Here is an 18,075-nt window from a genome sequence, read left to right as displayed (position 1 = left end):
TGTGCCTGCCGGTGGTGATCACTCCCCGCACTGCCGCCGCGTTGGACGCGGCGCTGGGCAGGTTGGCCGACGAGGTCTACGACATCGCCGAGTGGACGCCCCAGGGCGGCGGGGGGCCGGCAGCCGAGGCGGACACGACCGTACCGGCATGCATGGCCGACCGTGGCCCGTGGTTCTTGCGGTGCTACGCACGTGCCTTCGACGACCTGGCCTGCGACCTGGCTGCTGGGCGGCGCCCGACCCCGGCCTGCACTGCCGAGGAGATCGCGCTGGACCTGGCGATCCAGGACGCCGAACGGTGCCAGCAGGACGAGCCCGACGTGCACGCCGAGCAGGTCGCCGCGCATCCGAGTTCACGGTTCGACTACCGCTGGTCGATCCTGCAGGACGCGTTGTTCCAGGACAAGGACTACGAGGGGCTGCTCTATCACCCGAGCCCGTTGCCGGACGTGGACGCCGAGGACTGGTTCGGCGAGTTCGACAACGTCCCCACCCGCGACCCCGAGCGCGGATTCCGCCGCTGAACACCCCGCCGGCCCGTCCCGCACCGCCGGGACGCTCACGCTGTGGAACCTCGCCTGCACGTTCGGTGTCAAGGTGGGTGAAGCCGTCTGGGGAGGGGAGCTACCCTGGCGGGTAGCGGCAGGTGTCCCGGGAAGGGAGCGTGGCCATGGCAGCCGAGGAGGACCGTGGGCTGGCGGGTGTCGGGCGGCGAGTCCGCGCCGCGCGCAAGCTGCACCCGAATTTGGGCCAGCGGCAGCTCGCCGACCGGATGCATGTGTCGGTATCGCTGGTGCGGGCAGTCGAGCAGGGCCGCAAACCGGCATCTCCGTCGTTCGTCGCGGCGGCGGCGCGGGTGCTGAACCTGACCGTCTACGACCTCTACGAGCAGCCCAGCCCGCAGTTCGGCGCCGAACGCGAGGGCATCGCCGAGCTGGAGACCGCCGTGATCGCGGGCCCTGCCCTGGCCACCGACGACCCCACCGCGCCTCTGGACACGCTCGCGCGGGCGGTGGCCGCCGTCGCCGAACTGCAGCGGAAGTCGCGATACGACCGCTCGTCGGCGACGATGCCCGATCTGCTCGCCGCTCTGCACACCGCCGCCGTCCGCGCCCGTACGGGGGCGGAAGCCGAGCGGGCGCACGGGTTGCTGACCCACCTCTACCAGTGCGTGACGATCTGCCTGCACCGCATGGGTTCACCGGTGGCCGGGCAAGCCGCCGAACGCGCCGCCACCGCCGCGGCCTCGTCCGGGGACCCGCTGCTGGCCGCGCTGTGCGAGGGCGAGATCGGCCTGCCCCTGATGCACCGCGGCGCCTACCGGGCCGCCGAGCGCCTCGCCGCGACCGGACGTCGCCTGGCCGAGGCCGAGCCCACCGGCCCGGCGTCGCTGACCGTGCGTGGCTATCTCCATCTGCGCTCGGCGATCCTGTCCGCACGCTCCGGCGACCGCGCCACCTCCGACGCGCACCTGGCCGAAGCCGCCGACTGCGCCCGCGTCCTCGAGCCCGGCACGGACTTCTACGACACCGCGTTCGACCCGGCCAACGTGAGCATCCATTCGGTGGCCGCCGCCGTCGAACGCGGCGACGGCGCCACCGCGCTGGCCCGCAACACCCCGCTCCCGCCCGGCACCCTGGCCTCCCGGAAAGGGCATCACCACGTCGACCTAGCCCGGGCGGCGCTGCTGCACGGGCGCCGCGACCAGGTCCTGGCCGAACTCAACACCGCCCGCGAACTGGCACCGCAGCTGACCCGCTACCACCCCCAGGTCCACGAAACGGTGGTCACCCTCGCCCACCAGGACCGCCGCCGCTCCGATTCCCTCGCCACCTTCGCCCACTGGGCCGGAATCAAGCTCTAACCCGGCCCTCCCGAACGCCGCCGACGCCTTCGGCGGACACGTCGCGCGACGACGAGAGCGTTCACGCCTGCCCGGGATCCTCGGTGGTCGGCCGCTTGCCGAACACGAACCGCTCGATCAGCGTTCGTGGGCCGTCGAACTGGCACAAGGCGACCAGGATGATCACGGCGGGCCAGGCCACGACCGCCACGCCGGTCAGCAGCACTGCCCGCGCGACGTGCGACCAGTACCAGCTGCGTGTCAACCCCGGAATGTAGCTGTGCCACGCCATCCGCCACACCGTGATCCCGGCGGACACCCCCATCAGCACAGCCAACCCAGGCAATGCGCGATCGGAAAAAGGGAACACGTGCATGTACAGCCGCGTAATCAGGTCGTCCACGGAATTGCCGCCTCGTCTCTCGCGATTGTCGACAGCGGTGTCGTGCGCTGTCGAGCGCACGAGGAATCGACAGAATGTCGCAGCAGTGCGGCACCGAAGTGCCACCGCACTGCCACACGGCGATCGCGCTGAGCGGCGACGATGCTGAGAACGACAGCTCCGGGCATTGGAGGGAACGCGGGTGCGGGCGCATGCTGGACGTTCCTGTCGCAAGACACGAAAAGGGGACGGCCATGCTTGCAAGACCGGCCGCTGCCGCCACCCGCGACGAGATCGAAGCCCTGCTCGACGGACTGGACCTCATGCCACCCGGCCTCATGGAGTTCGACGACTGGTGGCCCGACGGACCCAGCATGACCCCTCCGGCACCCACCCGGAGCCTGGGACTCGCCGCCATCGGAACCGTCCCCTGAGCGACCTCGCCTACGGGGCCGCACGCGGGCCTGCCGGTCGAGGCCGCGTCGCCGGATTTACCAGGGGGGCTGGGCTTGACCTGCGTAAACTTGTGGGCCGCCCGGGGCTCGAACCCGGAACCTACTGATTAAAAGTCAGCAGCTCTACCGATTGAGCTAACGGCCCGTGCCCTGAGTTTAGCGGCAAGCCATCGGGCACCGTGCGTCCAGGTAGCAAATTGGCTGCCGGACCCGTCGTGCCGGGAGTACGACGGACACGTGTCGTTCGGTGCTGAGACGGCCAGCCGGGCCGGCTCCGGCGGCCAGAACTTCGGCGGCGGAAGCCCAGGCTTCGAGCGCTGAGCTGGTATTCATGCTTCGTGCAGGGTTGCTAGCACCTGTGTGCCGACGACGGAATCTCGGCATCCAAGGAGGTCAGCCGTGTGCGGACACCTGGCGCTCGCGCGTCCCTTGAGCCGGTCGAGAATTTCCAGGCTCCTGAGGTACGTTTCGCGAGCCTGCTCGGTCTGGCCGAACCGACTCGGCCTCGCTCTCGCCGACCACGTGGCGCAGCGCTTCGCGTGGATGGTCCAGCACGGCATCACGCTGATCCCGGGCACCGACGCCAGTACCCCGAACTCGAACTTCGACAACTACGCCAGAGCGCTCCACCTCTACGAGCACCTCGGCTGTGACCGAGCCAGCGTGATCGAGATGGCCACGATGGCCAGCGCGCGAGCGCTGGGACTCGACCGCACCATGGGTCGGCTGTCGACGGGATACGTCGCCGACGGCCTGGTCGTCAACGGCGACCCGCTTGCGGACCTCGCTGCGCTGAGCCGCGTCTGCATCGTGCTGGCACAAGGACGCGCTGCCGAAATTCGGCGGCCGTCCCCGTAACGCGCAGTCACGAAACGTCCCCGAGTGCGTCGGATTTTGCAAAGCATCGAAACGAGGAAATCGGCCATTGCGGAAGCCTCGTCGGGCCGAACGTCCGATACGTCCCGTGCAGGGGCTGCTATGGCGTCAGGTCGCGCCTGACCTATCCGGCGCGTTTCCTGCTGCGAGGCTTGCTCGACTTGTCTGCCCCGGGCTCTTCGGCTTCATGCTTCTCGAACGCTGCTAAGATCCGGTCAGGGATGCGTCCGATATCGGATACATAGAAATCGTTGGCTTTCGCCCATGTGCGAATCCGCTGGTTGCGTTCCCTTGCGGCAGCAAGCTGGGCGCCAGGTGTCCTGCGGAAGGCTTTGCCGGTCGTGGCGCGGAGTTTTCGTCCGGCTTGCCGCCGCGCGTTCTCAATGTAGGCGCGCAGCTCCTCGCGCAGAGTCTCGGCGTTCTCTTTCGAGAGGTCGATTTCGTATGATACCCCGTCGAGGATGAAATCGACGGTTTCATCTGCTCTTCGGCCGTCGATGTCGTCGATCAGCTCGACACGAGTCCTCTGGGCCATAATAAACCTTTCTGGTGTGATTAATTTGTTATTCATGCTACCTGGAATGGCAGTTTTTGCAACGTTGTCTCATGAGCGATGCGGTCGGGCCGGCTGCCTCCGCGTGTACCGTGTTGTAAGTGATGTTCATCTTGACAGGTTCGGCACAAAGGCAGCACTGATTTAGTGCACGTTTGTGCTGCCGCGCATCTTCCGCAGGTCTTCGCCTGTTTGCGAGGGTGTGTTCATGCGATTCGACAACCTCCCTTCGGCATTGCCTCGGTTCATGGCAGTTGCGCCGATCCGTCGATCGCGCCGGGTGGGCGACGGGTCTGTTTCGCGTTGCAAGGCGCGTCCGTTGTGCGGATCCGGACGGCTGCGGCGCATCTGATTATCCCCTCCTGGAGACGCCGCGCCGTCCGACCCGGAACCGGTAGTTCCCGGCAATTCCCAAACGAGGTTAGGAAAGGAAGACCATGCGACTCAACGTCATCGGTGCTGCGATCGTCGCGGCAGCAGGAGCGGCAGTGATCGGGGGAGCGCCTGCAACGGCCACCGGAAGTCAGGACCCTGCTGCGGCCGTGAGGCAGGAGATTCTCGCCGGCGGCCGTGACAGCGGCGCCGTCGCCACCCTCGACGGCGGCTGGAACCGCTGTCCGGCGGGATACTTCTGCATATTCGACGGATACGACGGCAGCGGCCGCATGGCCTATTTCCGGACCGGCAGCCCGAACCTCGGCCAGCAAGGGATGGACAAGAAGGCCAGCTCCCAGACCAACCGCAGCCGGTGGACGTTCGCGATGTACGAGGGCTGCAACTACACCGGCCGTGTCGGCTATCACCCAGCTGGAAGCCAATACAACCTGTCGCCTTGGGGCGGCGACAACTTCGACTCGTCCCTGCGACGCGTGTAGTACGAGTTTTCGCGCTTTCGCTCGACCAATGGTTCGGGTTCAAAGCACTGGACGACGTCGCCAGCCGAACTGTGCGCGAAGGCAAGCACCGCGGTTGCAACCAGGTGACGATCACGGTGACTGTGCCGGAGCGAGCACGGGTTTCCGACGACAGAGGTGGCTGCGGGCCAGTCCCGCCCTCACCGGGCCACCGCAGCCCGCAGCGCTGAAGAGCGCTCTTGCCGGAACGACCTGATCGGCAACGCAACTGCGGGTTGTGGTCTGTTCGGTGTGGACCGTGCCAGCCGATCGGCGAAGACGCAACGAGCATTATCGGGTTCCACCGATCTCCGGTTCGACCAGTACGGGCAGAGGATTGTCGGGCTTGTCGAGCCAGCACCATTGCCCGGTGTGAGTCATGGTGACCCCGAATCGTCCTCGGTCCGGGCGGCCGGCGTTCTGCCACCAGCGCCAAGCTGTGACGGCGTGTTCCCAGAGCGGTTCCGGGCCGTATCGGCGCACTTTGTAGAGGCCTCGATGTGTGGATTCCGGTGTGACGTGGCAGATCGCCGCCGATTCGGTGGCGAGGTCGTACAGGAGCACTTTCCAGCGGTGGGCGTCTTGGACGAGGATTTCGCGCTGCACGCCGGGCAGGTGCAGCCCGATCGCCATCGCCGCGTTCGGGTCTTCCCCGATTTCCCGGGGATCTGCCCAGGTCGCCGACTCGGTGGCGGACGCGTCGTCTTCCACGAGACGTCTCATCCGCTCCGCGTGTCCGGGCGGGAGCGGACGCGGCCGCAGCGGTATCCGCGTGACGTCGTCGACGATGCGCCCGTGCGCGGTCCCGTCATGGACGACCAGCTTGAGCACGCCGCTGCCGTGGAATCCGGTTGTCCAGGGCGTGAGGATCGTTCCGCCTGAGACGCTCTGGCGCAGCCAGGCGGTCGGAATGCGCCCGGCGACGACTTCTGCGGCGGAGACGATCCGGCTGTAGGGGGCCCGTCGGGGAAGTCCTGCCGCGCCGTCCGCGGCGACCGCTTCGATCCGGTCGTGCCCGGTCTCGCGGAGGGTACTCCGGTTGTGGTGGATCGCGTTGCCGGTCTCGACGGCGGTGACGGCCTGGTCGCCGAGGCAGGCACCGAGAAGCGCGGCCAGGTAGCCGGTCCCGGTGCCGGTCACCAGCACTGTGTGCCAGGGCTGCAGGTCGAGGGCGTTCAGGATCCGCAGCACCGCGCTGGGCTGCGGGATGAAACCGGTTGCCTGATGGCCGATGTCCGGCCATGTCACACGGCCTTCGTCGAACTGGGTGATGATCGCGGTGTCGGAGAAGACAGCGCGCAGCCATTCGGTGCTGCCTCGCTCGATCGGCCAGGGCAGGCGGGCGCCGTCGTCGGCCCACGCGTGACGGGGCACGAACTCGGCGCGGTTGGTGAGCGCGAACGCGGATTCCCAGCGTGGCGTGAGCGTGCCGGACTTCCTCAGCCAGTCGGCGAGGCTGGCTGGGCCGGCGCGCCGTTCTCGCGCTCTGTCGGAGTCGGCCATCGTGGGGTCTCCTTTCTTCCTGTGCCACGGGTCGGTGTCGGTTTCGTTGTGCGGGTTGGTGCCCTGGGCGATCGCGGTGCGGTGGGTAGCGGGCTGGCGGGTCGGTGTTCGCGGAGGCCGCCGATCGGGTCTGAGTGGGTCGGCGACCGCCCTCGCCGCTGCGGGCGGTCGCCGACCCTGCCCCGCGTCTGCGCACACGGGGCCGGGCTGACCGCGCGCCGGAGGAGGCTGCACGGTGCGACGGTCAGCGAGTTAGTCTCCGCGAGCCCCCGGACCACGCGCCCTCGCCGGAGGGCAGGCGCGGCACACGGAAAAGCCCGCCGGATTCTCGGCACCGGGCGCTCGTGCTGGCCGCACTGCGACGCGGGGCACTGCGCGTCGAATCCGGAGCCGCCGTGGCGTTCCTCGCCGGTCGAGACGGCAAGATTCACCAAGTGCGGGACGCGCGATCGTCCGGCGGAGGCTTGGGCCGGTCGATCGCGTTCTGTCCTCCGTGCGGTCTGATCGCCACTTTTTCCCGGAGCAGCAGCCGGCGGATCGTTCCGTAGGACGTCTCATGTGCGTCGGCGATGTTTTGCAGGGTGCCTCCGGCTTCGTACTCCCGGACTATCCGCGGCACGTCGAGTTCGCGGCGCACTCCCTGCCTGATTTCCGGCATGACGGCGCCTTCCTGCCGGAGCAGGCGTCCGGTCCAGCTCAGCGACAGCCCGAACTCGTCGGCGATCTGCGTGATCGACGCGCCCGCCCGCCACTTCCCGAGCATCTGCCGATTGCGTTCGACGCGTCCGATCTGCTTGTCGTGGTAGCGCTCGTCGGAAGTCACCTGAGGTTTGGCTTTCTTTCCGCGGGTTGTCCTGCGGTTTGCCTCCACGGCAGCGGAAGCGCTGGGCTTCGCGTCCTGCGAGGAGCTGCTCGGACTGGCTGGGCGAGATGGTGGTGGACGCTGGTGCCGTCACGCGGATCCGTACGGCAGGTTCGGCGGAATGGCGTCGCGTCTGGGTGCCGGCGTCGTCGGCGCGGGCGTGCCTGTGCGCCGCCGGCATTGCGTGCCGGTGGCGGGCGGTACGGCCGAAGCGGTCTGTGCTGGCTGTGCGCGCGTGTCGGTTCACCCGGTCCTCGCGATGTGGCTGGGGCGGGCGGGCGGTGGTCCGGGTTTGAGCCGGAGGGCGTAGTCGTAGATCAGTTCGGCCGACTCGCTGGTGCTGAGCGCGACGGTGTCGAGCTGGTTGAAGACGTCGAACGCGTCGATCGGCAGTTCGTATTCGTTGCGGTCGGGCGCGGTGAACGTCCCGGCGAACCCGCCGGGTCGGTAGTCGATCAGTCCCGCTTCGGTGTGGTAGCGGGTGACCGCGCCGTCGAGGCCTTGGTGGTAACCGGCGCGGATCGGCACGACCCGGATGCGGGGGGCTGCGAAGCGCAGTCGTCTCGGACGCGTCAGCGGATGCGGCTCCGCTTCGAGGAGGTAGTGCAGTTGGCGGAATGCGGTGTGCCTGGCTCCGATCGGGTGGGCGATGGCGTGTTCTCCGATGTACACGGTGACGGCCTCGACGAGGGCGTCGCTTTCCGGGCGGTCCGGCGCCCAGGATTCCGTGCAGGCATGCGTCCCTGTGCGGTGGTCGCGCCGCGGGCCGGTCAGGGCTGCGGTGTAGTCGGGGATCTGGAACATGGGCGGCACGAGGAGCGGGTTCCAGGTGTCGATGCGGCTGGACCTGCGCGCGCAGTCTTCGGCGACGGCGAGGTGGTCAGGACGGTCTGGCGCCCCGAGCGCGAGCACGGAGTCCTCTTCCGGGTGCCGCGCGAGGCGGATCAGGCGGTCCCGGTGGGCCGTGGTGATGCCGATCTTGGTCGAGAGGGCTATGACGTCTTCCAGGTGCGGTGATCGTCTTCCCAGCTCCCAGCAGTTGAACAGGGCCGCGTTGACGGGCGTTTCGCGGGCCAGTTCGCGCATTTTCCAGCCTTTCGCCTTGCGGGCCGTGCGAAGGCCGCAGCCGAGCAGCACAGTTCGGGCTCGGTCTTGGTGGCTGTTCATGTCCTTGGGTTCTCCGCGGTTTCGGGCGGGACGGAGGTCGGAGCGGGTGCGGGGAGACGCCGGGGACGAGGTGCCGCGGCGCGGGCGGAGTGTCGGGACAGCGGCGGATCGGCCTGGTGCGTTCGCCTGCGGCTCCAGGCTGTCGTGGAGACAGGACGCGGGCTGCGGCGAGAGCGGTGGCGCAGGGTCTGGAGGAGGCATCGGTCATCCTGGAATGGCGGGTTTTCCGTGCAGGCGTGTCGAGGGCAAGTCCCGGGCGTGAAGAATCGGTCGGCGTCGCGCCGTCTCTGTCGAAAGATGTGTGTCGCGACGGCCAGGCGCGGCGAGGCTCAGCCGTCCGGGGTGCGGAGAAGCCGTCGTCTGTGTCGTGGTTCTTCGGGCGGGAGAGGCGTGCAGCCGCACGCGGCCAGGCGACCGCTGACCCCATCGCTGTCGAGGACGCCCGGGGGGCGGAGTTCCATCCCCAGTTTTCTCACCCAGTACTTGATCCTGTCAGGAGTTTCATTTTCCGCGTCGGCAATTTCGTCTGTCGTTTTTCCGGCTCGGTACAGTTCGACCCAGCGCGCCTTCGCGTGGCCTGGTTCGGAGGCGGGCGGGCGGTCTGGGCTGCCGGCCGGTGCTTTTCGGGACGGGGAAGGGTGCGGGTGCCCGGGTGCGGGCCGGGCCGGCCGCGGGTGCGGTCGATCGGCGCCGGACAGCGACGCGTGGTCGGTGATCAGGTCGGCGGACTCGGCGGCGTCGAGGGCGACGGCCTCCAATTGGGCGAAGACGTCGGATCCGTCGGCCGGAACGGCGCCGATCTTGCGACCGGGCAGTGCGAACGATCCGCTGAAGCCTCCGGGCCGGTAGTCGACCGGTCCGGCTTCGGTGTGGTAGCGGGTGACCGCGCCTTCAAGCCCGCGGTGGTAGCCCGCGCGGTCCGGCACGACGCGGATCAGGAGAGCCGCCGAGGGCGCGGATCCGTCCACGTGACCGGCCAGGTGCTCGATTTGGCGCGGACCTCGGCGAGGTTCTCGCGCCAAGCCGGCGAGGACCTGCTCGCCGATGAACACGGTGACGGCGTCCTTGCGGACGTCTCCTCGCGCATGAGCTGGTATCGCGGCCTCCGGGATCGCCCGGGCCGGCCGGGCGTTGCGCAGCCGGGGGCCCGTCATGGCCTCCGCGTAGTCAGGCGTGCGGAGTGCGACCGGCACGGTCAGCGGATTCCAGATGTCGATGCGGCCGGACCTGCGCGCGCAGTCTTCGGCGGCGGCGACGTGGTCGGGCTTGCCCGGCGTCCCGAGGGCGAGCACAAGCTCTTCCGGAATGCGGGCCAGGTCGATGAGGCGGTCTCGGTGGTACTTGTTGACGCCGATGACCGACAGGATGGCGGTGACGTCATCTGGCCGGGGCGAGCGTTGTCCCAGTTCCCAGTTGGACAGCAGCCCGGGCGAAAGGAATGTTCGGCGGCTGAGTTCGCGCAATCCCCAGTCGTGATCCTCGCGTGCGTTGCGCAGGGCGCACGCAAGCAGCACGGTTCGTGCGAGCCTTCCCTCGGGACGGTGCTTTCGAGGATGCTCAGGCATCCGGTCCTCCCGGGGCAGGCGCGACGCGGGGATGCCCGTCGGCTGCTTGGCCCGGAACCTCGCTCATCTGCTGCGGCGGCCCTGTGTGCCAGCCCGGTCCGACGCCGTGGCCGGGCGGGCGGCGGCGCGCGAGCCGGAGGCCGGGGTCGCTGGGCCGAGCCGGCCGACGCCGGCGCGTCACTGCTGTTCTCCGTGCGAGACGACGTCTCTGACACGGCGCGGCGCAGGCCCGTCCGCGTTTGCGGGACGAGTGCCGGTGCGGGGCGGTTCGCGGTCGTCGAGGCTGTTCATCGATGCTGGGCGCTTTCCTTGTCGGGCGGGGCGGGTGCCGGTCCGCGTTGGTGGGTCCGGAGTCCGGTCTGCCGCGGACCGCGTGGTGCGCGGCGCACGGCTGCGGTCCAGGGGCTGCGGAAGGACGTCGCGCGTGACGTCGTTGTCAGTCCGCGGCTGGTTCGGCGTCGGCTCGGGCACGGCGAGGCCGGGTGCGCGCGTGCCTGCCCCCGCGTGGCCGCAGATGCACGCCGGCTTCGACGAGCAGCTGGTGCACGAACCCGTAGGAGCGTCCGCTGCTCTCGGCGAGGGCGCGGATGCCCGCGCCTTTCTCGTATGCGCGCTTCAACCGGGCGGCCATCGCTGTCCGCGCGGGGCCGACGATCTTCTGGCCTTTAACCACACGGGGCTGAGGGTTCATGTGCGGCGCCTTCGGTTCGGTTCGGGCAGGTGTTCGCCGTCGGGGCGGGCGGAGGGTCCGGGCGGGTGTCACGGTGCCCTTGTTCGGTGAGGAGACCGGCGGTGCGTCGGGCCGGAGCGCGGGCGTTCGCGCTCCGGCCCGACGGTGGTCATCCGGCGAGCGCGAAATCGGCTTGGGCCGAGCCTGCCCGGGTTGCCTCGACCCGCAGGTGCGGTTCGAGGTCGTGGATCTGGTGGACGATCCAGCGTCCGTAGGGCCAGATCTGCGTGTAGATGTTGGCTGTGCCGCACCGGTTCTCGATGCCGCGGGAGGCGATCGCGGTCAGAACCCACTGGGAGCCCCAGCGGCGGACTCCGCCGCCTCCGGCGTCGCCTTTGCAGGTGCCGCCGTTGTCGGCGGCGACGCCGAGGCAGGCTTCGTTCGTGCCGATGCCCCCGGCCGCGCACTGGGAGCGCGAGGCGAGGTGCACGGTGGTCTGGTGCAGCCGCGGTCCGAGCGGGCCGGTCCAGGTTTCCGGGCGGGGGTCGGTGTGGCCCCAGCCCAGTTCCGTGATCTCCCCGGGCCGCAGCGGGGCGACGATCGCGCCGCGGGTCTTGATGGGGTGCTGCAGCTGCACGAGCGCGATGTCCCAGATGCGGCCCTGGGCGTCGGGCACGCCCCAGTTCCAGTCCTTGGGGATGATCCATTTCCTGATCCCGACGGACTTGCCGGTGAACCGGTTCGTGCTGCCGTAGACGTACCGGAAGGCGGCCGGGTCTTCCGGTACGGACTTCACGCCTTCCTGCGCGCTGCGGGCGGCGTCGGGCGCGGCGGCGCCCGGTCCGGGCCGTTCGGCGGCGTGCCGGAACGCGGCGAACCGCGCGGAGTCCGCAGCGGACTTCGCTTGGGGCTGGCCGGGCATGACGGTGACGCACTGGGCGGCGGTGATCAGCAGGTCGGTCTCGCTGTCCTCGTCGCTGCCGAGCGCGTGCGCGGTGCAGGTCGCCCAGCGGTCGTAGCCGTTGTGGGGATTGACGTATTCGAACGTCCCCTCCCCGGCTTTGATCGCGGTCGCGGCGGTTCCGCCGACGATCGCCTCGGCGGGCGCAGCCAGACCGGCAAGCAGTGCGGCCGACGCGAGCGCGGCGACGAGCCCGCCTAGTCTTCGAAAACGCACAAGGCACCTCGATTCTCTGTGTGGGAAACGCCCTTTCCCTCGGGGGAAAGGGGGATCAGGGGGAAGGCGAACACCGGACCGGCGGGGGCGAGCCCGGCGGGCGCTAGCCTCGCCGGCACGGCCCCGGGCCCGACGTCGCTGTCCGGCGCGGCGGCGCCGGTCCGCGCGGCCGGTGTGCCCGGGCGGCGGCGGGGGGTGTTCGCGGTGGCGCGTTGCGCGGGACCCGGCGGCGCGGGCCGGGACCGGCCGGCCGGGAAGGTCGTTTCGACCCGCACGAACGGGCCGCCGCGGACGGCGTCCGCGCCGCCGACGACCACGACGTGCGCGTTGTCCCGCAGCCAGGCCGCGCACCCGGGGCAGGCCGTGCCGTCGTCGCCGAGCGACCGGTGTTCGCGGGCTTCGATCAGCTGGGTCGCGTGCGGCGTGGCGTTGGGTCCGGCGCAGAGCGGGTGGATCGCCAGCCAGGTCCCGCACAGGTCGAGCAGCAGGTAGGCGTGCAGCAGCGGCGGCGCGAGGACGTCTCGGTGGTCGTCGCTGTAGCGGCGGATCCCCACCCGCGCCGGGTCCTGCTCGAACTGCAGCAGCACGAAGCCGTCCGGCGGCACGGCCGTGTCCTCGGCGCGCCACGAGGTCAGGTCGCCGGCGAACGCTCCGGCGAACGGGCACGGGGCCGCGTCCGTGTCCGGGAGCGGAGCTGCCGCGTCGGTCCGCGTCACGCGTCGAAGTCCAGGTCGGCGGTGTCGGACTCGGGCCGGGTGTGTGCGGCGCAGGTGACGCGCGCCCAGCAGGAGACCATGAGGTGGTCGGACTTCGACTTCGGCGGATGGACGCGGTAGGTGCTGGGGATGAAGCGGGCGGGCGCCTGTCTGCTGACGATCAGCCGGTCGATGGGCATCCGGGAATCGCCGCCGTGCTCGGGGTTCACCGTGGGGGTGCGGTCTCCCTTGAGCTGGGCGGCGTCGAGGAATCCGTGTTCGAGCATGCCGTCGTAGGAGGCGGTGTGGGGCTGCCACGTGCCGTCGGGAGCGCGGATGCCCTTGGTGCTGCGCTGCCACGGGGCGCCGTTGCCGTCGAAGTACGGCGCGAGATCCTGCGGGTAACCCGGGTTCTCTCGCTGGGTGGGGCACATGTTCATGTCGCCGCCCGCGAGAACCGGGTACTTCGCGAGCTTCCCCAGCAGCGCGAACTGGGCGTCGAAACCGACCGCGCCGTGCCGGCCGCTGACGTGGAGGGCTTTGAGCGTGAGTTCGCGTCCGGCGATCTCCACGTCCAGGCTGTGGGCGGGCACCTCCCGCACGAGCGGGTCGTCCGGTCCGTGCCACAGCTTCGGCCGGACGGTGGGGCGGGAGTAGAAGAGCCCGGGGCCGTGGACCAGGTATTTCTCCTTGGTCAGCAGGCCGTCGTAGATGCCGGTGTCCACGTGCTGCCCTTCCGGGTCCGTTCCGGCGGGGAGGGCGTCGAGCAGTTCGAGCATCGTGTAGTACGCCTCGCGCTTGAAGGCGTCGTAGAGGGTGCACTCGGACAGGAACAGCACGTGCGGCGGGCACTGCAGGCCGGCGAGGTTGGCTTCGATCCCGGAGAAGTCGTGGCGGCGGGTTTTGCCGTTCCAGCCGCCTTGTTTCTCGTTGAGGGTGGCGACAAGGACCAGTCGGCAGTCGGGGCAGGGCATGTCGGTCTCCTGGAGTCGGCGGCGGAAGGTCGGGCCGGGGCGGGGACGGGCGAGGGGACGGGCGGGGGGCGGGCGGTGCGGGGCGAGCAGGAGCAGCGAGTCCCACGCGGCCGCCCCGTCGGGCGGCAGGGCGATGCGGGGGTCGCCGACGGACCGGGTGATGCGTTCGCCGACCGTGCCGTCGAGCAGTCCGCCGTGGATGTCCCCGAGCCGGGCGTCCGGGCGGACGGCCCGGAGCAGGTTGGCGGCGGCCTCGGCGAGATCGGCGGCGGTGTCGCCCGGTTCGTCGGCGGCGATGCGCAGCGCGGCGACGGCGGCGCCGTGCGGGCCGTGGCAGATCCCGCCCGTCTCGAACAGGTGGGTGTCGCGGGTCAGGGCGGTGCGGGCCGTGGCGAGGGCGCTCCGGCGCAGCGCGGGATCGCACAGCGCGATCCCGGCCAGCTGCGTCGCGCGGGCGATGCCGAGGTTCCCGCACAGGCCCGGTCCTTGCGCGTCGGCGGCCTGGTGCGCGATCGGCCGCGGGTCGGGGCGCGGGTCGGTGACGACTTCGGGCCAGTGGGCGAGCCCGTGCTCGTCGGTCAGCCGGTGCGCGTCGTGCCAGGCGGACACCGATCGCAATGCCGCGTCCAGGAGCGGGACGCGGATGCCGCGCAGGCGGGCGAGGGCGAGCAGCGCCATGATCCCGGCGCTGCCGTCGAGCAGCGTGAAGCACGCGTGCCCGTCCGGCCACTCGCCGTCGTCGCTGCGGTCCTGGCTCGGGCTGTGGTGCACCCACCAGCCCGGCCGGCCCGTCCGGTCCGCCGACAGGACCAGCTCGACGGCGTACGCGGCCACCTGCACGAGCATCGGGTCCCGCTCCGCGCCGGGGCGCTGCAGCAGGCACGCGCCGAGCCCGACCAGGCCTTCTCTCAGGGAGAATTCGGCGCGTTCCAGCGGACGCCGCAGCCGCAGGCGCTCGCGCGCGGCCTGAAGACGGCGGTGCACGATCATGTCGAGCCGGGCGTCGGCCAGGTCCAGAAAGCCCTGGTAGCGCCCGCGCAGGTGCGGCGCGTTGATCACCACGACCTGCAGCGTCGACGCGAGGGCAGGGTCCCCGTCGAACGCCGACTCGCCCGGGGCGTCCGCCGACGGCCCGGTCAGCGCCCGGTCGAGCAGATCGCGCAGGCGGCCGGTGTCCCCGCCGGCCTGTCCGGCGCGCACCGCCTCGCCCAGCGCCGCGGTCAGCGGCCCCCGGCACAGCAAGGTCTCCGGATGCCCGCCGCCGTCGCAGTGGAAATCGGGGCACGCGAGCGATTTCACCGCCGCACCGCCGGAGACGCGCCGTCCTGCGACCGGGCCGTCTCGCACCCGGGGCGCGGCCTGCGCCCGGGCTTCGGGAGCGCGGCCGGAACCGCGACCGGAGACGGGGCCAAGCCGGCGCGCAGCTCGGTGAGCGCGCGGTGCTGCGTGACCCTCACCGACCCCGGCGTCACGCCGAGAATGCCCGCGGTGTCCGCCGCGCTGCGCCCCTCCATCACGCGCAGCACCAGCACCCTGCGGCGCTCGCGCGAGAGTCCGGCGAGCAGCCGGGCCACGGCGTCGCGGCGTTCGGCTGCGAGCGCTCGCTCGTGCGGCCCCTGCTCGCCGGAGAGCGTCTCGGGCGCCTGGTCGACGAGGTGTTCGCGCGCCCTCGACCTGGCCCGGGCGCGACGGGCGTCGGCGACCTTGTGCGCGGCGATCCCGTAGACGAACGCCCGAAACGGCTTGTCGCCGCGCCGGGGCCGGTACCTCGGCAGGAACTGCAACACCGCCGCGCACGTCTCCTGCGCGACGTCCTCGGCGCAGCCGGGGTCGACGCGCGCGCGGCAATAGTTCAGCATTTCCTGTTGCGCACGCGGAACCAGCTCGTCGACGCCCGCGTTTGCGGCAGCCGCGGACACCCGCCGATCGCGGGTCGAACCTGTCGTCACGTCCCCTCCCCGGGCAGCGTGTGTCGGCACAGCGGATTTCCTTGCGAATGGGACCGGCCCGACGGACATCGGAGAACTCGCTGTCAGGGTTTGCGGCCCACGCCGACCCCGACGATGCGGTGCGCGACGGCGGCGGGGTCGTCCAGCGGCGGGCCGTCGGGCCACCAGTCGATCACCGGCACGATGCCCGCGCGCGTGTCCGGCCCGCTCGGGATCAGCTCCAGTCCGTGGAACAGCTCCTCGATCTCGCCGCGGGTGCGCGCCACGACGTCCCCCATCGGGCCGTGACGGACCGACTCGACCAGGTCCCGCACGGCGGCGTCGGCTTCGGAGCCGTCGCGGGCGTCGAGCAGGTGCGAGATCGCCACGTACGACCCGGACGGGAGCCGGTCGATGAACTCCTTCGTGACCTTCGACGGAAGGTCGCGATCGCCCTCGTAGTGGTGGTGCAGAGCCAGCATGAACAGCACCGCGATCGGCTGAGTCCAGTCGAGGTGCCCGGTGACCGTCGGATGGCCCAGAACACTCGGCGGGTCGAAGAGATCCGCTCGGACGAATTCGGTGAACTCGTTGTCGAGAAGCCGTGCGCGGACGTGGACCGCCACCACCGGGTCGTAGTCGACGTAGACGACCTTGGCAGTGGGATCCGCGCGCTGCACGATCTGGTGCACGTTGTCCCTGCACGGCAAGCCGCACCCGCAGTCGACGAACTGACGGACGCCCGCCCGCTCCGCGAGGAACCGGCAGACCCGCGACAGGGCGTGCCGGCTGACCCGCGCGGCCTCCACGACATCCGGCAACACCAGGGCGGCGTCCTTGGCGACCTGCCGGTCGATCTTGTAACTGTCCTTGCCGCCCAGCAGATAGTCGTACACGCGGGCAGCGCTCGCCTGGTTCGGGTTGACCCCCGGCGGCGGGTTAAGCGAGTCACTCACAGCGAGCATCTCCAGGGCGCCGATGCCGCCGCCAGCTCGGCCAGACGGTCGGCGGCGTCGGCGAGGTCACGTACGACGGTCACTCGCGGGTCATCCCGAATGTCTGCGGGCACGTCGACATTGCGGGTGTCGACCAGCACGGCCGCGCGGCACCCGGCCGCGAGCGAGCCCCGGACGTCTTCGAGCACCCGGTCGCCGAGGTGCACGATGTCGCCGACCGGAATCCGGTGCTCGGCGGCAACAGCGGCCCAGCAGCGCGGCTGGGGTTTCCGTGCCTGCAGCTGATAGCTGGTGCAGACCCCGGCGAGGAACTGCCCGCACTGATCGCGCAAGTCGCCCATCCTGGCGGGGCCTGAAATGCAGGAGACGTTCGACAACGCCACCACCGGAGCCAGGACCGCCACACGTTCCAGAGCGGTCAGCGTGCCGGGGAAGGCCGTGAAACCACCGGTAGGCCAGATCAGCGGCCAGTCGGAGATGCTGATCAGCAACCGCTCCCGCACCAGCTCGGCGACCTCGTCAGTCAGCTCGGGAACGACGTGCAGGATGTTGCGGTCGATCTCGGCTGCGTCGTCCGGGGCCAAGGCGATCTCCCGCAGCACGTCTGCCGTCCCGGGCCCGTGGAACGAGCCGAGAGTGCCGCCTACGCCGGAAGTGATCAGCACGCCGCACCTCGCCTTCGACGGAGCGCGGGCACGGCGAGGCGGGCCATCACCGCCGCCGCGAGGACCATCAGCAGTTTGTGGAGACCCTGGTCGAGGTCGTAGAGCGCCGTGCCCGGCCCCGCGGCATCCGGTTCCGCGCCGGGTTTGCGCACCACAGTGGCGTACGCGATGTAGGTGTCCTTGCTGTTGACCTGTTTCGCCAGCCACAGCAGAAAACGACGTCGGTCGATGATCCAGTGCGTCCCGAAGTTGATCGCCGCACCGGCCAGCCGGGCGCGCCACGGCAGACGCAGGCCGAGGGTGCGCGCGACGACCTCGGTGACGGCCAGTTGCCCTGCCGCGTAGGTGAGCACGTGCCCAGTGGCCGCGCGGCGCCCGACAACGCGGGCCGGCACCGGAGTCTCGTCCTCGCGCGAGACTTCGGTCGCGGGTGCGCCGTCGCTCGGATACACCAGATCGTCGCCGTGAAGTCCTTTGAGGACAGCATCTTTCGGCCGCTGGAGCCAGGAATCCGCCCACAAATGCAGGCCGTGGAACGCGCTGGCGAGCGCCCCGAACAACGCGACTCGTTCCACGACACGGCCCGGGAAAGTCGCCGCGGTCATCCGGCGAACTCCTGCGCACCCGAGCCTTCGCTTCCGGAGCGCTGGTAAAACAGCTCGAGATACACGTCCGCATCCGCGGCGTCGGCCCCGCGATCGATGCGGCGGGGCTGGTCGAGATCGACGCCCCACACTTGAATCTCAGCCTGCAGCGGGGCAGCCAGCCATTCGGCTGCGCCTGCGAACACTTCCGCGCAGTCGCGACCTCTGAACGTCGTGCAGTCCACGGTGCCGCGTGCTGGTTGTTGGTGTGACATACGAACCGATCCTTCCTTCTTTCGAGATGCCTTCGCACGAACGCGACTGCGA

20 protein-coding genes and 1 tRNA gene are annotated in these 18,075 nt (G+C 70.4%); 5 read left to right on the top strand and 16 right to left on the bottom strand.

Going from position 1 to position 18,075, the window contains the following annotated elements:
* Positions 1–11: 11 nt before the first annotated feature.
* Both BM362_RS02380 and BM362_RS02375 read left to right on the top strand, forming a co-directional pair.
* Entirely contained in the window at positions 12–524 is a 513-nt protein-coding gene (locus tag BM362_RS02380; protein ID WP_143132359.1) for a hypothetical protein, read from the top strand.
* 146 nt (positions 525–670) lie between these two features.
* Entirely contained in the window at positions 671–1,864 is a 1,194-nt protein-coding gene (locus BM362_RS02375) for a helix-turn-helix domain-containing protein (RefSeq protein ID WP_093572063.1), read from the top strand.
* A gap of 61 nt (positions 1,865–1,925) precedes the next feature.
* Here the strand turns inward: BM362_RS02375 and BM362_RS02370 are convergent, their stop codons facing one another.
* Positions 1,926–2,246, bottom strand: coding sequence for a hypothetical protein (locus BM362_RS02370; RefSeq protein ID WP_143132358.1), 321 nt, complete (start codon positions 2,244–2,246; stop codon positions 1,926–1,928).
* A gap of 233 nt (positions 2,247–2,479) precedes the next feature.
* On the opposite strand from BM362_RS02370, the gene BM362_RS48660 reads away from it, so the two are divergent.
* Positions 2,480–2,659, top strand: a complete 180-nt coding sequence (locus BM362_RS48660) for an SAM-dependent methyltransferase (protein ID WP_244287020.1) — start codon at positions 2,480–2,482, stop codon at positions 2,657–2,659.
* Between the two features lie 93 nt (positions 2,660–2,752).
* On the opposite strand, the gene BM362_RS02360 is transcribed toward BM362_RS48660, so the two are convergent.
* A tRNA-Lys gene (locus BM362_RS02360) sits at positions 2,753–2,825 on the bottom strand.
* Between the two features lie 215 nt (positions 2,826–3,040).
* Between BM362_RS02360 and BM362_RS02355 the strand changes: the two genes are divergently transcribed.
* The gene (locus BM362_RS02355) at positions 3,041–3,538 is read left to right on the top strand and encodes an amidohydrolase family protein (RefSeq protein WP_342029775.1); all 498 of its coding nucleotides are present in this window, start codon (positions 3,041–3,043) and stop codon (positions 3,536–3,538) included.
* Between the two features lie 142 nt (positions 3,539–3,680).
* Here the strand turns inward: BM362_RS02355 and BM362_RS02350 are convergent, their stop codons facing one another.
* On the bottom strand, positions 3,681–4,091 hold the full coding sequence (locus BM362_RS02350) for a histone-like nucleoid-structuring protein Lsr2 (protein ID WP_093572059.1): 411 nt from the start codon (positions 4,089–4,091) through the stop codon (positions 3,681–3,683).
* Positions 4,092–4,546: 455 nt separating this feature from the next.
* On the opposite strand from BM362_RS02350, the gene BM362_RS02345 reads away from it, so the two are divergent.
* Complete coding sequence (locus tag BM362_RS02345) at positions 4,547–4,984, top strand: peptidase inhibitor family I36 protein (RefSeq protein WP_093572058.1); 438 nt, start codon at positions 4,547–4,549, stop codon at positions 4,982–4,984.
* A gap of 309 nt (positions 4,985–5,293) precedes the next feature.
* Here BM362_RS02345 and BM362_RS02340 read toward each other — a convergent pair whose 3' ends face one another.
* The 13 genes from BM362_RS02340 to BM362_RS02280 form a co-directional block, all read right to left on the bottom strand.
* On the bottom strand, positions 5,294–6,505 hold the full coding sequence (locus BM362_RS02340; RefSeq protein ID WP_093572057.1) for a methyltransferase domain-containing protein: 1,212 nt from the start codon (positions 6,503–6,505) through the stop codon (positions 5,294–5,296).
* A gap of 427 nt (positions 6,506–6,932) precedes the next feature.
* Positions 6,933–7,328, bottom strand: a complete 396-nt coding sequence (locus BM362_RS02335; RefSeq protein ID WP_244287019.1) for a helix-turn-helix domain-containing protein — start codon at positions 7,326–7,328, stop codon at positions 6,933–6,935.
* A gap of 282 nt (positions 7,329–7,610) precedes the next feature.
* A complete protein-coding gene (locus BM362_RS02330) occupies positions 7,611–8,534 on the bottom strand; it encodes a helix-turn-helix domain-containing protein (protein ID WP_143132357.1) in 924 nt (307 codons plus the stop codon).
* A 329-nt stretch (positions 8,535–8,863) separates the two neighbouring features.
* Positions 8,864–10,099: a Scr1 family TA system antitoxin-like transcriptional regulator gene (locus tag BM362_RS02325; RefSeq protein ID WP_107309520.1), complete on the bottom strand. Its 1,236-nt coding sequence runs from the start codon at positions 10,097–10,099 to the stop codon at positions 8,864–8,866.
* Between the two features lie 436 nt (positions 10,100–10,535).
* Positions 10,536–10,790: a helix-turn-helix domain-containing protein gene (locus BM362_RS02320; protein WP_093572054.1), complete on the bottom strand. Its 255-nt coding sequence runs from the start codon at positions 10,788–10,790 to the stop codon at positions 10,536–10,538.
* A 148-nt stretch (positions 10,791–10,938) separates the two neighbouring features.
* Positions 10,939–11,946, bottom strand: a complete 1,008-nt coding sequence (locus tag BM362_RS02315) for a S1 family serine peptidase (protein WP_093572053.1) — start codon at positions 11,944–11,946, stop codon at positions 10,939–10,941.
* Positions 11,928–12,662: a hypothetical protein gene (locus BM362_RS02310; RefSeq protein ID WP_093572052.1), complete on the bottom strand. Its 735-nt coding sequence runs from the start codon at positions 12,660–12,662 to the stop codon at positions 11,928–11,930. The genes BM362_RS02315 and BM362_RS02310 overlap by 19 nt, the downstream gene beginning before the upstream one ends.
* Complete coding sequence (locus tag BM362_RS02305) at positions 12,659–14,914, bottom strand: glycoside hydrolase family protein (protein ID WP_167545184.1); 2,256 nt, start codon at positions 14,912–14,914, stop codon at positions 12,659–12,661. Before BM362_RS02305 ends, BM362_RS02310 begins: the two co-directional genes overlap by 4 nt.
* The gene (locus tag BM362_RS02300) at positions 14,911–15,564 is read right to left on the bottom strand and encodes a sigma-70 family RNA polymerase sigma factor (protein WP_167545183.1); all 654 of its coding nucleotides are present in this window, start codon (positions 15,562–15,564) and stop codon (positions 14,911–14,913) included. Before BM362_RS02300 ends, BM362_RS02305 begins: the two co-directional genes overlap by 4 nt.
* Positions 15,565–15,647: 83 nt before the next feature.
* Positions 15,648–16,508, bottom strand: a complete 861-nt coding sequence (locus BM362_RS02295; RefSeq protein WP_244287018.1) for an SAM-dependent methyltransferase — start codon at positions 16,506–16,508, stop codon at positions 15,648–15,650.
* A complete protein-coding gene (locus BM362_RS02290; RefSeq protein ID WP_093572048.1) occupies positions 16,496–17,164 on the bottom strand; it encodes an HAD family hydrolase in 669 nt (222 codons plus the stop codon). Before BM362_RS02290 ends, BM362_RS02295 begins: the two co-directional genes overlap by 13 nt.
* Positions 17,158–17,769, bottom strand: coding sequence for a hypothetical protein (locus BM362_RS02285; RefSeq protein WP_093572047.1), 612 nt, complete (start codon positions 17,767–17,769; stop codon positions 17,158–17,160). Before BM362_RS02285 ends, BM362_RS02290 begins: the two co-directional genes overlap by 7 nt.
* Positions 17,766–17,993 carry a hypothetical protein gene (locus tag BM362_RS02280; protein WP_143132356.1) on the bottom strand — a complete coding sequence of 76 codons (228 nt, stop codon included), beginning with the start codon at positions 17,991–17,993 and terminating at the stop codon, positions 17,766–17,768. Before BM362_RS02280 ends, BM362_RS02285 begins: the two co-directional genes overlap by 4 nt.
* Positions 17,994–18,075 lie beyond the last annotated feature (82 nt).

It is taken from the genome of Amycolatopsis rubida (genome assembly GCF_900115345.1).
GTDB lineage: Bacteria > Actinomycetota > Actinomycetes > Mycobacteriales > Pseudonocardiaceae > Amycolatopsis > Amycolatopsis rubida.
This window is presented reverse-complemented; position numbering and strand designations above follow the sequence as displayed.

Excerpts from the sequence above, each read along its gene's own strand:
- BM362_RS02285 (WP_093572047.1), bottom strand. The coding sequence starts at position 17,769 with ATGACCGCGGCGACTTTCCCGGGCCGTGTCGTGGAACGAGTCGCGTTG.
- BM362_RS02330 (WP_143132357.1), bottom strand. The coding sequence starts at position 8,534 with ATGAACAGCCACCAAGACCGAGCCCGAACTGTGCTGCTCGGCTGCGGC.
- BM362_RS02325 (WP_107309520.1), bottom strand. The coding sequence starts at position 10,099 with ATGCCTGAGCATCCTCGAAAGCACCGTCCCGAGGGAAGGCTCGCACGA.
- BM362_RS48660 (WP_244287020.1), top strand. The coding sequence starts at position 2,480 with ATGCTTGCAAGACCGGCCGCTGCCGCCACCCGCGACGAGATCGAAGCC.
- BM362_RS02340 (WP_093572057.1), bottom strand. The coding sequence starts at position 6,505 with ATGGCCGACTCCGACAGAGCGCGAGAACGGCGCGCCGGCCCAGCCAGC.
- BM362_RS02375 (WP_093572063.1), top strand. The coding sequence starts at position 671 with ATGGCAGCCGAGGAGGACCGTGGGCTGGCGGGTGTCGGGCGGCGAGTC.
- BM362_RS02295 (WP_244287018.1), bottom strand. The coding sequence starts at position 16,508 with ATGCTCGCTGTGAGTGACTCGCTTAACCCGCCGCCGGGGGTCAACCCG.
- BM362_RS02350 (WP_093572059.1), bottom strand. The coding sequence starts at position 4,091 with ATGGCCCAGAGGACTCGTGTCGAGCTGATCGACGACATCGACGGCCGA.
- BM362_RS02345 (WP_093572058.1), top strand. The coding sequence starts at position 4,547 with ATGCGACTCAACGTCATCGGTGCTGCGATCGTCGCGGCAGCAGGAGCG.
- BM362_RS02320 (WP_093572054.1), bottom strand. The coding sequence starts at position 10,790 with ATGAACCCTCAGCCCCGTGTGGTTAAAGGCCAGAAGATCGTCGGCCCC.